This window comes from Phenylobacterium sp. (genome assembly GCF_965284355.1).
Taxonomy (GTDB): domain Bacteria; phylum Pseudomonadota; class Alphaproteobacteria; order Caulobacterales; family Caulobacteraceae; genus Phenylobacterium.
Window position 1 is genome coordinate 3,361,605 of sequence record NZ_OZ260078.1, and the last position, 14,864, is coordinate 3,376,468.

A 14,864-nucleotide genomic window follows, 5' to 3' on the forward strand; every position below is an offset into this window, starting at 1 on the left:
AGCCCCGTGACCGCGCCCGTCCTGGACAAGGTGCGCGCGCTGGCCGCCCAGGTGGGCGGGCTCAAGGCGCTGGCCCATGAGGCGCAGGTCCGCGAGGCGCTGACCCGAACCGAGCTGACGCTGGCGCTGCACGAGTCGCTGGCCGCCCGCGCCGGGCTGCTGGCCACCCTGCGCGAGCAGGCGCTGGCCGCCTATCGCGCGCGGCGCCCCTCGACGTCGCGCCGATCCGGGCGCCCGGCTCAGATGCTGGACCGCCTGCTGATCCGCCTCGGCTCGCTGGGCCAGGCCTGTGTGATCGCCCGCAGCGGCGTCTGGCGCGGGACGGGCCGACCGCTGCATGACTTCCGCCACATGGCGGCGTACGCCCGGCGCGGCGCCAACCCGGCCGTGGCCCCGCTCGCGCCGCTGGACCAGGCCTGGTACGTCGCCGCCAATCCCGACGTGGCCGCCCGGGGGACCGCGCCGCTGGTCCACTACCTGGTCGCGGGCGGCCGCGAGGGTCGCGCGTCCTCCGGCCTCTTCGACCCCGCCTGGTACGCTCGCGAGCACGCCGCCGAGCTGGCCGCCACCAGCGTCACCCCGCTGGAACATTTCGTCCGCACCGGCGCGGGCGGGCAGGGGGGGCCGCATCCGCTGTTCGATGTGGCGCACTACCTGGCTCAGTCGGGGCCCCTGGCGGCCGACGACGACGCCCTTTCGCACTACCTCCGCGAAGGCTGGACGCGCGGCTTCACCCCGCATCCGCTGTTCGACCCGGCATGGTACCGCCGCCAGGTCCAGACGACGGAACCGCCGCTGTCGCACTATCTCACCACCGGCTGGCGCGAAGGTCTGTCGCCGCATCCGCTGTTCGACGTCCGCTGGTACCTCGAGCAGAATCCGGAGGTCGCGGCCGCGGGCGTAGAGCCGCTCACGCATTTCATGGTCGAGGGCGGCCCCCGTGGTCTCTCGCCCGGCCCCTGGTTCGACGCCGCTCACTACATCGCGACCCGCGGCGACGCGCTGGCGCCCGGCGTCAATCCGCTGGTCGATTATCTGCAGGGCGGCGCCTGGGCGATCGCCGAGGCGCGGCCGGGCTTCCCGACCGCGGCCTATCTGGCCAAACAGCCTGATCTTGCCCGGGACGGCGTCACGCCGCTGGAGCACTGGGCGCGTCAAGGCGCTCCATAGGAAACGCTGTGGCCAGGCCCAGCTCGCACAGCTGTCGGCGCACCTCGTCATAGTATTCGGGCACGTAGTGGAACGGGCTGAGGCCCCACCGGTGCGCCGGGTCGGCAACGCGCTGTCCGCTCGCGTCGATACGCGCCATCGGCGGCATCACGGCCCGGAACGCCGACTCCTGCCGTTCCAGCAGGGCGTTGTACGGCCCGATCTCGGCCGGCTGCCCGCCGACGATCTCGACCCCGGTGATCGGCGACAGCCGCCCGTCCGGCGCGCGCTGATGCGTCGCCCAGCGGGCCTCGTGGTGGATGAACATGGCGTCGCGCAGGGGCGTGGCCCGCACCACCGCTGCGAACTCGGCCACGCCGTCCATCCACAGCCGCTCGCACGCCGCCGACAGCCGCGACATCCGCCGTCCCGCCGCCAGCGCCGGTTGCGCCATATAGCCGCTGCGAACCAGCTCGCCGCTGATGTTGGCCAGCGCGCCGTCGGCGGCCAACAGGTCGAATCGCTCGTCGATGAAATCGAAGATCAGGTGGGTTGGCCGGTAGGCCACCAGCTTCGCCAGCGCCGTCTTGCGCAGGTCGGCTACCAGGGCGGCGTGCTCGTGCTGGTGCAGGTCGCCCGGCAGCCCTTCGTCGGGGGTGAAGGCGGCCAGCGCCGGCGAGAACAGGCTAGGGAAGCTGGTCCGCGAGACGTAGAGCAAGAGCTCCGCGCCGCCGCCACGGATCGGCCACAGGTCGCGGGTAATGCAGCTGCCGAGAATGGCGATGCGCGGCTTCATCCGGCGGTCAATAGCATGGGTGGGGCGACAGTCCGGAACATTGACAAGCGATGGCGGCCTGCGCATCAACGCGCCCTTTCGGCGCGGGACGGTCAGAATGGCGTATCGTGAGGCGCGTTCACCCTTTTCGTCGAAGTATGGTGTATCAGCCCTTGCTAAGGTCTGACGGGACAGTTTGCGCGCAATGAAATTCCTGACCTTCCTGACGGACCTCCCGGACAATGTCCTGGGACGCGCCCTGCGCGAGGGCTACAAGCCCGCGGCCGTCGCGTTCGGGTTCAGCCTCGTCTCGAACATCCTCTACATGGCGCTGCCGCTCTACACCTACCAGGTGTACGGCCGAGTGATGACGAGCCAGAACCAGGCCACGCTGTGGACGCTCACGGTCGTCACCCTGTTCGTCTTCGCGATCTCCAGCGTCATCGACGACATCCGCGCCCGCGTGCTGATCAACTTCGGCGTCGCGCTGGACCAGCGCACCTCGGGGCGCGTGTTCACCAGCCTGTTCGACGCGGCCGTCCGCGGCGATCCGGGCGCGCGCGCCCAGGCGCTGCGTGACCTCGACCAGTTCCGCCAGTCGCTCACCGGCATCGCCGCCGCCGCCTTCTTCGACGTGCCGTGGATTCCCGTCTACCTGGGCGTTCTCTTCATCATCGACCCCCTGGTGGGCGTGGTCACCTTCGTGGGCGCCGTCATCCTGGTGCTGCTGGCCATCGCCCAGGCCCGGGCGGTGCAGAACTCCCTGAAGGACGCCAACGAAGCGGCGCTCCGCAGCTATGGCTTTACCGACGCGGCGCTCCGCAACGGCGAGGTGGTGCGCGCGATGGGCATGCTGCCCACGCTGGGCAAGGCCTGGGCCCGTCACCGGGCGATCACCATCGAGCGCGGCGCGGCCGCCGCCGAGGCGTCGAACTTCTACAACGACGTCATCAAGTTCGTGCGGATGGGGATGCAGGTGCTGATCGTGGCCCTGGGCGCCTATCTGATCCTCGAGGGCAAGATCCACCCCGGGATGCTGTTCGCCAACATGATCCTGGCCAGCCGAGCCCTGCAGCCGATCGAGAAGATCGTGGGCTCGTGGGACCCCCTCAACAACATGTACCGGGCGTTCGAGCGCCTGAACGTCCTGCTGAAGAACGCCGAGCCGCCGTCGTCGTCGACGGCGCTGCCGCGTCCGCTGGGCAAGCTCTCGGTCGAGGGCGTGAACTTCGCGCCGCCCGGCGTGCAGCGGCTGGTGCTGGGCAACGTCAACTTCGCCATCGACCCGAATGAGGTTCTGGGCGTGATCGGCCCGTCGGGCGCCGGCAAGTCCACCCTGGCCCGCCTGCTGGTCGGCATCTGGAAGCCGCTGAACGGCGTGGTTCGCCTGGACGGCGCCGACGTCTTCACCTGGGATCGCGCCGACTTCGGCCGCTACGTGGGCTACCTGCCGCAGGACACCGAGCTGTTCGCCGGCACCGTGCGCAACAACATCGCGCGCTTTCGTGAGGGCGTGACCGACGAGGAAGTGGTGGCCGCCGCCCAGCTCGCCGGCGTCCACGACCTGATCCTGCGGATGCCCAAGGGCTACGACACCGACGTGGGCGAGGGCGGCGTCGTGCTCTCCGCCGGCCAGCGCCAGCGGGTGGGCCTGGCCCGCTGTCTGCTCGGGAACCCCGCGTTCGTCGTGCTGGATGAACCCAACGCCAACCTCGACGCCGAGGGCGAGGAGGCGCTGATGGGCGCCATCGACGCCATGAAGGCCAACGGGGCCACGGTCGTGATCATTTCGCACAAGCCGGGCGTGTTCCGTTCGGCCGACAAGATGCTGGTGCTGCGCGACGGGCGGGTCGAGCTGTTCGGCCCCCGCGACCAGGTCATGGCCCGGCTGGTCAAGCCGGCGCAGCCGCCTGAAGTGCGCGCCGTGGAGGCGGGCCGTTGAAGCTGGATCTGAAGTCGCTCACCCGGCCGCCCGCCAAGCAGGACTACGTTCTCCCGGCCTTTGGGGGCGACGAGTCCGAGACCATGGCGCCTCAGCTGCGGGAGCGCCTGCGCCGGCCGATGATCGCGGGCGCCGTCGTCATCGTGGTGTTCGTGTTCGGAGTGGGCCTGTGGGCCTCCCTGGACCAGCTGGCGTCGGGCATCACCGCGCCGGCCGAGGTGCGCGTCGATTCGCAGCGCAAGACGCTGCGGGCCAAGGACGCCGGGGTCGTGAAGCAGATCATGGCCCGCGAAGGCGAGCTGGTGAAACCCGGTCAGCCGCTCCTGCTGTTCAACGACGTCGAACAGCGCGCCATGGTCGATGTGCTGCAGAACCAGTACGACACCCTGGTCGCCCAGGGCGCGCGCTTCACCGCCGAGGCGACCAATCGCAGCACGCTGGTGCTGCCGGCCGAGCTCACGTCGCGAATGGGCGAGCCGGGCGTGGCCCAGCTCATCCGCGACCAGGAATTCCTGTTCTCCACGCGCCGCCAGCTGTTCCAGAGCCAGTCGTCGGTCCTGGCCCAGCGCGTCGACCAGCTGCAGACTCAGGTCCAGGGCCAACAGGCGCAGCTCGAGTCGATTCTCGAGCAGCAGCGGCTGACCGAGGAGGAGTTGTCTGGCTACCGCAAGCTCAACGAGCAGGGGTTCGCGCCCAAGACGCTGATCCTGCGCTACGAGCGCTCGCTGGCCGAACTGGGCGGGCGTCGGGGCCAGCTGATGTCCGAGATCGCCCGCCTGCGACAGCAGATGGGCGAGACGCGCATGCAGTTGTCTTCGCTGCAGAATGAGCGTTCCAGCCAAGCGGCCGAAGGCCTGCGCGACAGCCAGACCAAACTCTCCGACGTCATCCCGCGGCTTACCGCCGCACGCCAGAACCTGGCCGCCACGATCGTGCGCTCGCCGGTCGAGGGCTACGTCTTCAATCTCACCCAGTTCACCGTCGGCGGCGTGGTCGGCGGCGGCGAGGTGATGATGGACGTCGTGCCGGTGGCTACGCCGCTCACGGTCACCGCGATGATCAAGCCCGAGGATGTGGACGAAGTCCGCGTGGGCATGCCCGCCAAGGTGAAGCTGACCGGCCTGAATCAACGCTTCAACGACTCGCTGGACGCGACCGTCGCAGTCGTCTCGGCCGATCGGATCACCAACGAGAAGAGCGGGGTGTCCTTCTATCGGGTCGACCTGCGAATCGCGCCCAGCCAACTCTCGAAGCTGAAGAAGGGCGTGCAGATGACGCCCGGGATGCCCGCTCAGGCCCTCATCAAGACCGGCGACCGGTCGATCATGAGCTTCCTGATTTCGCCCATTACCGACACCCTGGAGGACGCGTTCCGCGAGGAGTAGCGGCGTCTGTGCAACACCCTTGGGCGCTGAGATTCCGGGGGCTTTTTCAGGTTGCGCAATTGGCGGGGTTCCGATACGTCTCCCCTTGGGCTCGTCTAACCTACGCCGCAGCCATGCTATGGCGCTTGGGGTAATGGACCGCTGGGACTGCTTCACTTCGGTGGGGGTCAAGCGTGCCAGGGGTCCGTGTGACACTGACTGGAGAGAATAATGGCGACTTATTTCTTTGAGACGATCACGGACGCGCAAGCCGCGGCCTACACGACGGCGGATAACCTCGTGTTCGGCCAGACGGGCGAGAACGCTGCCCGCACCACCGTGATCTTCAACGCGGCGACGGCGACCTCGGGTCCGACCGTGACCGTGATCTCGGGTCTGACCGGCAAGGCGGTGACGTTCAACGCGAACTTCATCAGCGAAACCCCGATCTTCCCCGACGGTTCGGTCCTGTTCGTCGGCACCGCCGGCGCTGACACGACCACCGCTGGCGGCGCGGCGACGGCCGACGGTCTGTACGGCAACGCGGGCGGTGACACGCTCGAAGGCGGCGGTTCGACCGACGTGCTTCAGGGCAACGCCGGCGACGACTCGCTGGTGGGCGGCACCGGCGCCGACACCATCTACGGCGGCCGTGACAACGACACGATCACGACGGGCGGTAACGGTGACTTCGCTCAGGGCAACCTGGGCAACGACAGCATCAACGGCGCCGGCAGCACCGCCAGCACCCTGCTCGGCGGTCAAGGCGACGACCAGATCACCGGCGGCACGGGCGCTGACTTCCTGAACGGCAACCTGGGCAACGACACCCTCACGGGCGGCGGCGGCAACGACGTCATGCTCGGTGAAGGCGGCAACGACTCGATCGTCTCGGCCTCGGCCGAAGGCGGCGCTGTCAGCCTCGACGGCGGCGCGGGCAACGACTCGATCACGGCGACGAGCGCGAACGCCTCGATCCTCGGCGGCGACGGCAACGACTCCATCGTCTTGACCTCGGCCGGCGTCACCGGCGCTCAGGTCAACGTGCTGCAAGGCAACGGCGGCGACGACACGATTTCGTCGGACGCCATCGGTCGTGACTCGCTCCTCGGCGGCCAAGGCAACGACGTGCTGACCAGCAACGGCGGCACGGTCGGCGACTTCATCAACGGCAACCTCGGCAACGACACCGTCGTTGGCGGCGGCGCCGGCGATACGCTCCTGGGTGAAGACGGCAACGACAGCATCGACGCCGCGGCCGGTTCCGACACCGTTACGGCGGGCATCGGCAACGACACCGTCACCGGCGCGGCCGGCAACGACAACATCAATGCCGGCGACGGCAACGATAGCGTCGATGCGGGCGCCGACAACGACGTGGTCGACATGGGCGTCGGCGACGACACCGTGACCGGCAACACCGGCAACGACAGCCTGACCCTCGGCGACGGCGCGGACAGCGCCCTCGGCGACGCTGGCAACGACGTGATCTCGGGCGGCGCTGGCGCCGACACCGTGGACGCGGGCGGCGACAACGACGTGGTCACCGGCGGTGAAGGCAACGACACCCTGGAAGGCGGCGCCGGTAACGACAACGTCGACGGCGGTGGCGGCAACGACACCATCGGCGGCAGCGCCGGCTCCGACACCCTGCAAGGTGGCGACGGAAACGACGTCATCACCGGTGGCGCCACCACCGACTTCCTGCGCGGCGGCAACGGCGACGACCTGTTCGTCTTCGCGTCCGGCGACTCGGGCGTCACGGCTGGTACGCTGGACCAGATCCTCGATTGGCAGTCGACCGACTCGCTCGACTACACGGGCATCGGCGCGGCGACCGACGGCGTGAACTATATCGAACTGACGGCCGCGACCTTCGACGCCGCGCTGACCCTGGCGAACACCCAGATCGGCAACGGCAACGACTACGTGGTCATCCAGGTCGGTTCGGATGTCGTGATCTTCACCGATACCGGCGCCAACAACGGCACGGCGGAAGACGCAGTGGTGCTGGTGGGCCGTACGCTCGCCGACATCAGCGCCGCGAACATCCCGGCCTAAGTCGAACCAGAGCAACAAGGATTGGGCCGCCCCTCGGGGCGGCCCTTTTCTTATGTGCCTCGCGTCGAATCCATGCGCGGACCACGCGACCGCCCGAAGATGCCGCGCATCCGCAAGGCGCTCGTCGCGACCCGGAGGTTCTCCCCACGGCGCTGACCGCCGCGGCCAGCTGCTCGCCCCTTTCCCTTTGCCCGCGCCGGGTGCGGTGGGGTAAGTCGGGGCCTCCATGTCGAACGCGGCGCTCTTCCTACATCCGAACGGCTACGACACCACCGGGCAGAGCCTGCTGGGCCGCCATGCCGCCGGCGAGAGCTTCCTGCGAGGCTTCCTGCGGCACGCCGACGTCGATCGCTATCACTTCTGGAACGTCACCGGCCGCCCGCAGGCCGAGCTCGAGGACCTCGTCAACCGCATCGAGCCTCCACGCAAGCCGGTCCGCTGGATCGGCCAGGCTCGTCGTGACGAGCTGTCCGACCCTGGCGTGCTCAATGTCCCGTCCCCCGAGATCGACGCCGAGGCCTGGCAACGCGCGCCGCAGGGGGCCCGCCACTACGCGCTATGCGGCCTCACCCACACCACGGCGACGGCCACGGTCATGCGCCTGGTGCCCGACCTGCTGATCGCCCCCACCGAGGACTACGACGCGCTGATCTGCACCTCGACCGCCGTGCGTGACGCGGTCGAGACCCAGCTTTCGGCCATGCGCGACTACATGGCCGACGCCTATGGCCCGCGCCGCCGACGTGAGCCGATGCGCGCGACGATCCCGCTGGGCGTCAACGTCGACGACTTCGCCACCACGCCCGAGCACCGAAGCGCCTGGCGCGCGCGGCTCGACATCCCCGACGACGCCGTGGTCGTCCTCTTCGTCGGCCGCTTCAGCGTCCGGACCAAGATGAACCCGGCGCTGATGGCGATGGCCCTGGAGCGCGCCGCGCGCCGCACGGGAAAGCCCGTCTACTGGGTCAACTCGGGCTGGATCGAGCCGGCGTCCGCCGGCCCCGGGTTCCATGAAGAGACCCGCAAGCTCTGTCCCTCGGTGCACTATCGCGAGGTGGACGGCCGCCCCGCCGACATCCGCTTCTCGATCTGGTCGGTGGCCGACATCTTCATCAGCTTCTCGGACAACATCCAGGAGACCTTCGGCCTGACGCCCGTCGAGGCGATGGCGGCGGGGCTGCCGTGTGTCGTCACCGACTGGAACGGCTACAAGGACACGGTCCGCGACGGGGTCGACGGCTTCCGTGTGCCGACGGTCACGCCGCGGCCCGGCTTCGGCACGGACCTCGCCTACTGGTTCGCCAACAAGTGGATCAGCTACGAGAACTATGTGGGGGCGACCGCCCAATACACCGCGGTCGATCTGGGCCGGGCCGAGGTGGCCCTGGCGACGCTGATCGATCATCCGCAGATCCGGCGGTCGATGGGCGAGGCGGCCCGCCAGCAGGCGCGCGAGGTCTTCGACTGGGCGGCCATCATCCCGCAGTATCAGGCGCTCTGGGCCGAGCAGCGCGCGCGGCTCGCCGCAGCGCCGCCTGAGCCGACGCGCCGTCAGAACCCGTACCGGCCCGACCCCTATGTCCTGTTCGCCGGCTACCCGACGCGGCATCTCTCGCGGCACGACGTGGTGATGCTGAACCCCGGCCTGGACTGGCCGACGGCGCACGCGCGCCTCAGCGGAGCGCTGGCCGTCTACAGCCGCTTCAACCGTCCCAGCGACGCCGAGCTCGAGGTGGTGATCCAGGCGCTGGCCGCACAGGGCCCGATGCCGGTGGCCAAGGTGATCGAGCTGATCCCGCCCGGCCGGCGCAACTTCCTCGAACGCGGGCTGATCTGGCTGGCGCGGCACGACGTCGTGGCGCTGCATCCGGCGGGTTAGGGGCCCAGAACGCAGACGGCCGGACGACGGATCTCGCGATCCACCGCCCGGCCAATGCGACACAGCCACTGGAGAGCTAGGCTGACAAGCCGAACCTAGCGCAAAGCCCTGCCATGGAGAAGCTTGCGCCAGTTCACGACTAGGTCATCACGGAACCGTCTCAAAGCGCGACCTGGATCCGCCGCGAGATCGCGACCTTGCCCTCGCGCCAGACCCGGTAGTCGGCAATGTAGGTTCCCCGGGCCCACCCCGTGGCCGGCCGCCGCTTGCCCACGTAGACGAGGCTCTGGGCGCGCCAGTTCTTCAGCGGCTCGGCGCGGCTCTTGGCCAACACCGCCCCGTCCGGCGCCTTCAGTTCCAGCTCCACCACGTCGCCCGGCTGCAGGGCGATCGCGCGGACATAGGACACCAGATAGGGCGCGGCGGCGCTGAAGGGCCGGAGGCCGCCCGCCTCCACCTGCTCCTGGGTCATCTCGCCGTCGGTGAAGCCGGCGTTCAGCACCACGCCGTTTCGGTAGACCATCTTCGCCGCCGCATCGGCGCGCCACAGTCCCGGTTGCACGCCGCAGGCCGCCTGCGCCTCGGGGGCGAAAGGATCGACGATCTGGCCGCCGTTGCGCACCGTGAAGTGCAGGTGCGGGAACTCGGTATTGCCCGACAGGCCCACGCGCGCCAGCGGCGCCCCGGCCTTCACCACGTCGCCCACCTTCACGCCGATGCTGCCCTTGGCCAGATGGCAGTACTGGGTCTCCCAGCCGCCCCCGTGATCCAGCACCACGCCGTTGCCGCACTCGGCGTTGGTCACCGGCGGCGCGCCCGGCGCCCGCACCGAGATGTCGGTCACCCCGTCCCGCAGCCGCGCCACCCGCCCCGGCGCCGCGGCCAGCACCGCCACCCCCCGACGCTGGGCGGCCATGTCGGGGATGCGGATGTCGATGCCGTTGTGCTTGTCGTAGGTGTTCAGTCCGCAGCGATAGTCGCGCGTGGCCGGCGTGGGATCGCGGTCGACGTAGTGCTGGATCTCGCAGGTCCGCCCCAGCTCGCAGGCCAGCGGGAAGTCCAGCACGGGCCTGGCCGTCTGCGTGGATGCGGCGGGCGCCAGGGCGGCGAGGGCGAGGAGGGAAAACGCGACGGCCTTCATGCGTGGGACCCTGGCGGTGCGGCGGGACGAAACTGTGGCTCTATCCGAAACGAATGCCGGTCAGCGCCTCCAGCCGCTCGGCGTCGGCGGCGTACACCTGGCGCAGATGCGCGACCACGCCCGGGGTCAGCTGCGAGGGGTAATCCATCTGCCGCCCCACATGCACCTCGCGCGCCGCCGGCGTCGGCGCCTTGGGGAGCCCCAGGAACGTCCGCACCCGCCCCAGCGCCGAGCCCGGATCGCTTCGCAGCTCGTCCGACGTCAGGAACAGCAGCTGCTCGCGCGGGAACAGGCCCAGGAGCCGCTCGACCTGCTCGGCATAGAAGCCGCGCTCGACATAGCTGAACTCGCGATGGTGACCCCACGGTTCGGCGGCGAACAGGCGCTGGCGTCCCTCGCGGACGCACCATTCGAACGGATGCGTCTCGACCCCCCGCGCATACTCCATCCGCCAGTGCGACCAGGCCCGCTGCACCGGATCGCGCAGCACCAGGATCAGCTTCATCGCCGGATTGTAGGCGCAGATCCGTTCCAGGCTGTTCGGCCAGTAGCTGTAGATCGGCGTCGCCTCGCCGCAGGGCCGGCCTGCGGGGTCCGGAAAGCGGGCGTGATAGGCGCGGTAGTCGGGCGCGGACCAGTCCTGCGTCTCGTCGTCGAAGACGTGCAGTTCCTTTTCGGCCGGCAGCGCGATGTCGGGATAGTCGGTCAGATAGTCGAACAGCGCCGTCGTCCCGCCCTTCTGGGCGCCGGCGATCAGGAAGCTGACCAGGGGTGGCTCGGCCATGCGCCTGTGCATCCCTCGGTGCGGCGTTTCGGGCAAGGGGCTTCTGACGCGGCGCAGTAGCCGCTAAGACGGCGTTCAAACCTGCGCGCGAGATGAGTCCCACCGGGGTCCATCGGGGGGCGCGCGCCTGCAAGGCGGACGCATGAAGACGGTGATCCTGGCCGGCGGCCTGGGAACGCGCATCTCCGAGGAGAGCCAGTTCAAACCCAAGCCCATGATCGAGATCGGCGGCCGGCCGATCCTCTGGCACATCATGCGGCTCTACGCGCACCACGGCTTCAACGACTTCGTCGTGTGCCTGGGCTACCGCGGCTATGTGGTGAAGGAGTATTTCGCCAACTACGTGCTGCACAACGCCGACCTGACGGTCGACCTGGCGACGGGCACGATCGAATACCACGCCACCAATCACGAGCCCTGGAAGGTCACCCTGGTCGAGACCGGGTCCGACACCATGACCGGCGGCCGGCTGAAGCGCGTGGCGCAGTACCTGGAGCCGGGCCAGCCGTTCCACATGACCTATGGCGACGGCGTCGCCGACGTGGACCTCACCGCGCTGACGGCCTTCCACAAGGGCCACGGCAAGGACGCCACCATCACGGCCGTCGCGCCGCCCGGACGCTTCGGCGCGCTGGACATCAACGACGACCGCGTCGACCGCTTCATCGAGAAGCCGCCGGGCGACCAGGGGCTGATCAACGGTGGGTTCTTCGTCCTGAACCCCTCTGTCATCGATCGCATCGACGGCGATCCAACCATATGGGAGCGCGAGCCGCTGGAAGGCCTGGCCGCCGACGGCCAGCTGATGGCGTATCGCCACGACGGCTTCTGGGCCGCCATGGACACGCTGCGCGACAAGAACATCCTCGAAGGCCTGTGGGCCTCCGGCGAGGCGCCGTGGCGACGGTGACCTCCCGCTTCTGGGCCGGAAAGCGGGTCCTGCTGACCGGCCACACGGGCTTCAAGGGCTCGTGGGCGTCGATCTGGCTGACCCGGATGGGGGCGCAGGTGACCGGTCTGTCGCTTGCGCCCGACCAGAGCCCCAGCCTGTTCGAGATGGCCCGCGTCGACGAGCGCATCGACTCGCACCTGGGCGACATCCGCGATCCCGCGGCGATCGAGGCGGCGCTGGCCGGCAAGACCTTTGACCTCGTCCTGCACATGGCCGCCCAGGCGATCGTGCGGACCTCTGTCGAGGACCCCCTGGGCACGTTCGACACCAACGTCATGGGCACGGCTCGCCTGCTGCAGGCGCTCCGTAGGCAGCCCGATCTGAAGGCCGTGCTGACCATCACGTCGGACAAGGTCTACGCCAACAACGACTCCGGTCGCGCCTTCCAGGAGGGCGACAACCTCGGCGGCAAGGACCCGTACTCGGCCTCGAAGGCTGCGGCCGAGATCGTCGTGCAGAGCTTCGCCAAGAGCTACTTCAAGGATGTGGCGGTCGGCACGGCCCGCGGCGGCAACGTCATCGGCGGCGGCGACTTCTCGCGCGACCGGCTGGTGGCCGACATCGTGCGCGCGACCCGAGCGGGCGAGGCCGTGGTGCTGCGCCATCCCGAGGCCACGCGCCCCTGGCAGCATGTGCTCGACTGCCTGGCCGGCTACTTCACCCTGCTGGAGGCCCTGGCCACCCGCCCCGACGCGCCCCGCGCCCTGAACTTCGGCCCCCGGCCCGGCGGCGCCGAGGTCACCGTCGGCGAGTTGGCGACGCTGGGCGTCCAGGCGCTGGGCGGCAAGGCGTGGGTGCACGAGCCCGACCCGACCTCGCTGGAGGCCAAGGCCCTGGCGATCGACGCCACCCTGGCCCGCACAGCCCTGGGCTTCGAAAGCCGCCTTGAGGCGCCCGAGGCCGTCGCGCTCACCATGGACTGGTACGGACGCCAGGCGGCGGGCGAGGACGCGCTGTCCCTTTGCCTGGAGCAGATCGAAGGCTACGAAGCGCGCAAATGAGTTCCGCTCCCCTCTGCCGCTTCTGCCGCGCCCCGCTCACCCGCACCTTCCTGGACCTTGGCGACCAGCCGCTGGCCAACAGCTACCTGACGCCCGAACAGCTGGCGGCGGGGAACGAGCCGGTGTTCCCGCTGCACACCCGCGTCTGCGACAGCTGCTTCCTGGTCCAGGCCGACCACGAGGTGCCGGCCGAGGCGATCTTCGACGCCGGCTACGCCTATTTCTCGTCGTTCTCGCCGGGCTGGGTGGCGCACGCCAAACGCTACGCCGAGGCCATGATCGAGCGCTTCGGCCTGGGGCCGGAGTCGCTGGTGATCGAGGTCGCCAGCAACGACGGCTACCTCCTCAAGCACTTCCTCGCCAATGACGTGCCGGTGCTGGGCATCGAGCCCACCGCCAACACAGCAGAGGCCGCCCGCGCCATCGGCGTGCGCACCGACGTGGTGTTCTTCAACGCCGAAACCGGCCAGGCCCTGGCCGCCCGTGGCGACCGCGCCGACCTGATGGCCGCCAACAACGTGCTGGCCCACGTTCCTGACCTCAACGCCTTCGTGGCCGGCTTCCGCCACGTGCTGAAGCCGCAGGGCGTGCTCACCTTCGAGTTCCCGCACCTGCTGAACCTGATCCAGCTGGTGCAGTTCGACACGATCTACCACGAACACTACTCGTACCTGTCGCTGGTGGCGGTGGAGCAGGTTCTGGCCGCCCATGGCCTGCGCCCGTTCGACGTCGAGCTGCTGCCCACCCACGGCGGCTCGCTGCGGCTCTTCTGCTGCCACGCCGCGGCCGATCACCAGGAGACCGAGGCGCTGCGCACCCTGCGCGCCACCGAGGCCGCCGCGGGCCTCAATCGCATCGAGACCTACGAGGGCTTCGCCGCCCGCGTCGACGCCATGTGCGAGAGCTTCCGGGCGTTCCTGGCGGCGGCGAAGGACGACGGCAAGGCTGTGGCGGCCTACGGCGCGGCCGCCAAGGGCAACACCTTCCTCAACCACTGCGGCGTCACCCGTGACGACATCGTCGAGGTCTATGACGCCAATCCCGCGAAGCAGGACCGCTACCTGCCGGGGAGCCACGTGCCGATCCGCAGCCCTGAGGCGGTCAAGACCACGCGCCCCGACTACGTCGTCATCCTGCCCTGGAACCTGAAGGACGAGATCACCCAGCAGCTGGCCTTCATCGCCGATTGGGGCGGCAGGTTCGTGGTGGCCTCGCCGCTGACCCGGGTGCTGGACTAGTGCGCTTCACGCCCACCACGATCGCGGGCGTGGTCCGCGTCGAGGCCGAGCCGCACGCGGACGAGCGGGGCCTGTTCGCGCGCCTGCACTGCCCCGAGGCGTTCGCCGCGGCGGGCATTCCCTTCGAGCCGGTCCAGACCAGCCTTTCGCGCAATCCCACGTCCGGCACCCTGCGCGGCATGCACTTCCAGGCCGCCCCCCATGCGGAGGCCAAGCTGGTGCGCGTCACCCGCGGCCGGGTGTTCGACGTGGCCGTCGACCTGCGCCCGGACAGCCCCACCTATCGCCAGTGGACCGGCGCCGAACTGTCGGCCGAGAACCTGGTCGGCCTCTATATCGGCGAGGGGATGGCCCACGGCTTCCTGACCCTGGAGCCGGACACCGACGTCGTCTACCAGATCGCACCCGCCTATCGCCCGGGCCATGACGCCGGCGTCCGATGGAACGACCCGGCCTTCGGGATCGACTGGCCGGCCGCCCCGCGACTGATCTCGGAGCGCGACGCTTCGTACCCCGACCATCGGGGCTGAGAACCTCGGCGCCGTCTGCTAGAGATTGCGCCCTATCGAAATGGACCT

At 69.6% G+C, this 14,864-nt stretch carries 12 protein-coding genes; 9 read left to right on the forward strand and 3 right to left on the reverse strand.

Translation table 11 applies throughout. From position 1 onward, the window contains the following. Positions 1 to 6: 6 nt before the first annotated feature. The gene (locus ACQ66R_RS16520) at positions 7 to 1,170 is read left to right on the forward strand and encodes a hypothetical protein (RefSeq protein WP_430423781.1); all 1,164 of its coding nucleotides are present in this window, start codon (positions 7 to 9) and stop codon (positions 1,168 to 1,170) included. Here the strand turns inward: ACQ66R_RS16520 and ACQ66R_RS16525 are convergent. Continuing rightward, positions 1,130 to 1,945: a DUF6270 domain-containing protein gene (locus tag ACQ66R_RS16525; protein ID WP_430423782.1), complete on the reverse strand. Its 816-nt coding sequence runs from the start codon at positions 1,943 to 1,945 to the stop codon at positions 1,130 to 1,132. The genes ACQ66R_RS16520 and ACQ66R_RS16525 overlap by 41 nt on opposite strands. Positions 1,946 to 2,129: 184 nt before the next feature. Between ACQ66R_RS16525 and ACQ66R_RS16530 the strand changes: the two genes are divergently transcribed. The 4 genes from ACQ66R_RS16530 to ACQ66R_RS16545 all read left to right on the forward strand — a co-directional run bounded on the left by ACQ66R_RS16530 (position 2,130) and on the right by ACQ66R_RS16545 (position 9,170). Next, positions 2,130 to 3,866 (forward strand): type I secretion system permease/ATPase, encoded by a 1,737-nt coding sequence (locus ACQ66R_RS16530; RefSeq protein ID WP_430423783.1) that lies wholly within the window; start codon positions 2,130 to 2,132, stop codon positions 3,864 to 3,866. After that, complete coding sequence (locus tag ACQ66R_RS16535; RefSeq protein ID WP_430423784.1) at positions 3,863 to 5,251, forward strand: HlyD family type I secretion periplasmic adaptor subunit; 1,389 nt, start codon at positions 3,863 to 3,865, stop codon at positions 5,249 to 5,251. Before ACQ66R_RS16530 ends, ACQ66R_RS16535 begins: the two co-directional genes overlap by 4 nt. 210 nt (positions 5,252 to 5,461) lie before the next feature. Beyond that, positions 5,462 to 7,291 carry a calcium-binding protein gene (locus ACQ66R_RS16540; protein ID WP_430423785.1) on the forward strand — a complete coding sequence of 610 codons (1,830 nt, stop codon included), beginning with the start codon at positions 5,462 to 5,464 and terminating at the stop codon, positions 7,289 to 7,291. 226 nt (positions 7,292 to 7,517) lie between these two features. Next, positions 7,518 to 9,170 carry a glycosyltransferase family 4 protein gene (locus ACQ66R_RS16545; protein WP_430423786.1) on the forward strand — a complete coding sequence of 551 codons (1,653 nt, stop codon included), beginning with the start codon at positions 7,518 to 7,520 and terminating at the stop codon, positions 9,168 to 9,170. Positions 9,171 to 9,330: 160 nt separating this feature from the next. Here the strand turns inward: ACQ66R_RS16545 and ACQ66R_RS16550 are convergent, their stop codons facing one another. Next, entirely contained in the window at positions 9,331 to 10,311 is a 981-nt protein-coding gene (locus ACQ66R_RS16550; protein WP_430423787.1) for a M23 family metallopeptidase, read from the reverse strand. A 40-nt stretch (positions 10,312 to 10,351) separates the two neighbouring features. Next, positions 10,352 to 11,095 carry a sulfotransferase domain-containing protein gene (locus tag ACQ66R_RS16555; protein WP_430423788.1) on the reverse strand — a complete coding sequence of 248 codons (744 nt, stop codon included), beginning with the start codon at positions 11,093 to 11,095 and terminating at the stop codon, positions 10,352 to 10,354. Between the two features lie 142 nt (positions 11,096 to 11,237). Here ACQ66R_RS16555 and rfbF point away from each other — a divergent pair, with 142 nt between their 5' ends. Genes rfbF through rfbC form a run of 4 tightly spaced genes read left to right on the forward strand, consistent with a single transcriptional unit; the run spans position 11,238 to position 14,816 of the window. After that, positions 11,238 to 12,005: a glucose-1-phosphate cytidylyltransferase gene (gene rfbF / locus ACQ66R_RS16560; protein WP_430423789.1), complete on the forward strand. Its 768-nt coding sequence runs from the start codon at positions 11,238 to 11,240 to the stop codon at positions 12,003 to 12,005. Further along, on the forward strand, positions 11,993 to 13,048 hold the full coding sequence (gene rfbG, locus ACQ66R_RS16565; protein WP_430423790.1) for a CDP-glucose 4,6-dehydratase: 1,056 nt from the start codon (positions 11,993 to 11,995) through the stop codon (positions 13,046 to 13,048). Before rfbF ends, rfbG begins: the two co-directional genes overlap by 13 nt. After that, positions 13,045 to 14,286: a methyltransferase domain-containing protein gene (locus ACQ66R_RS16570; RefSeq protein WP_430423791.1), complete on the forward strand. Its 1,242-nt coding sequence runs from the start codon at positions 13,045 to 13,047 to the stop codon at positions 14,284 to 14,286. Before rfbG ends, ACQ66R_RS16570 begins: the two co-directional genes overlap by 4 nt. Continuing rightward, positions 14,286 to 14,816, forward strand: a complete 531-nt coding sequence (gene rfbC / locus ACQ66R_RS16575) for a dTDP-4-dehydrorhamnose 3,5-epimerase (protein WP_430423792.1) — start codon at positions 14,286 to 14,288, stop codon at positions 14,814 to 14,816. Before ACQ66R_RS16570 ends, rfbC begins: the two co-directional genes overlap by 1 nt. Positions 14,817 to 14,864 lie beyond the last annotated feature (48 nt).

Bases quoted from the DNA above. Each gene is read 5' to 3' on its own strand.
- ACQ66R_RS16545 (WP_430423786.1), top strand. From the start codon at position 7,518: ATGTCGAACGCGGCGCTCTTCCTACATCCGAACGGCTACGACACCACC.
- ACQ66R_RS16555 (WP_430423788.1), bottom strand. From the start codon at position 11,095: ATGGCCGAGCCACCCCTGGTCAGCTTCCTGATCGCCGGCGCCCAGAAG.
- rfbF (WP_430423789.1), top strand. From the start codon at position 11,238: ATGAAGACGGTGATCCTGGCCGGCGGCCTGGGAACGCGCATCTCCGAG.
- ACQ66R_RS16525 (WP_430423782.1), bottom strand. From the start codon at position 1,945: ATGAAGCCGCGCATCGCCATTCTCGGCAGCTGCATTACCCGCGACCTG.
- ACQ66R_RS16530 (WP_430423783.1), top strand. From the start codon at position 2,130: ATGAAATTCCTGACCTTCCTGACGGACCTCCCGGACAATGTCCTGGGA.
- ACQ66R_RS16570 (WP_430423791.1), top strand. From the start codon at position 13,045: ATGAGTTCCGCTCCCCTCTGCCGCTTCTGCCGCGCCCCGCTCACCCGC.
- ACQ66R_RS16540 (WP_430423785.1), top strand. From the start codon at position 5,462: ATGGCGACTTATTTCTTTGAGACGATCACGGACGCGCAAGCCGCGGCC.
- ACQ66R_RS16550 (WP_430423787.1), bottom strand. From the start codon at position 10,311: ATGAAGGCCGTCGCGTTTTCCCTCCTCGCCCTCGCCGCCCTGGCGCCC.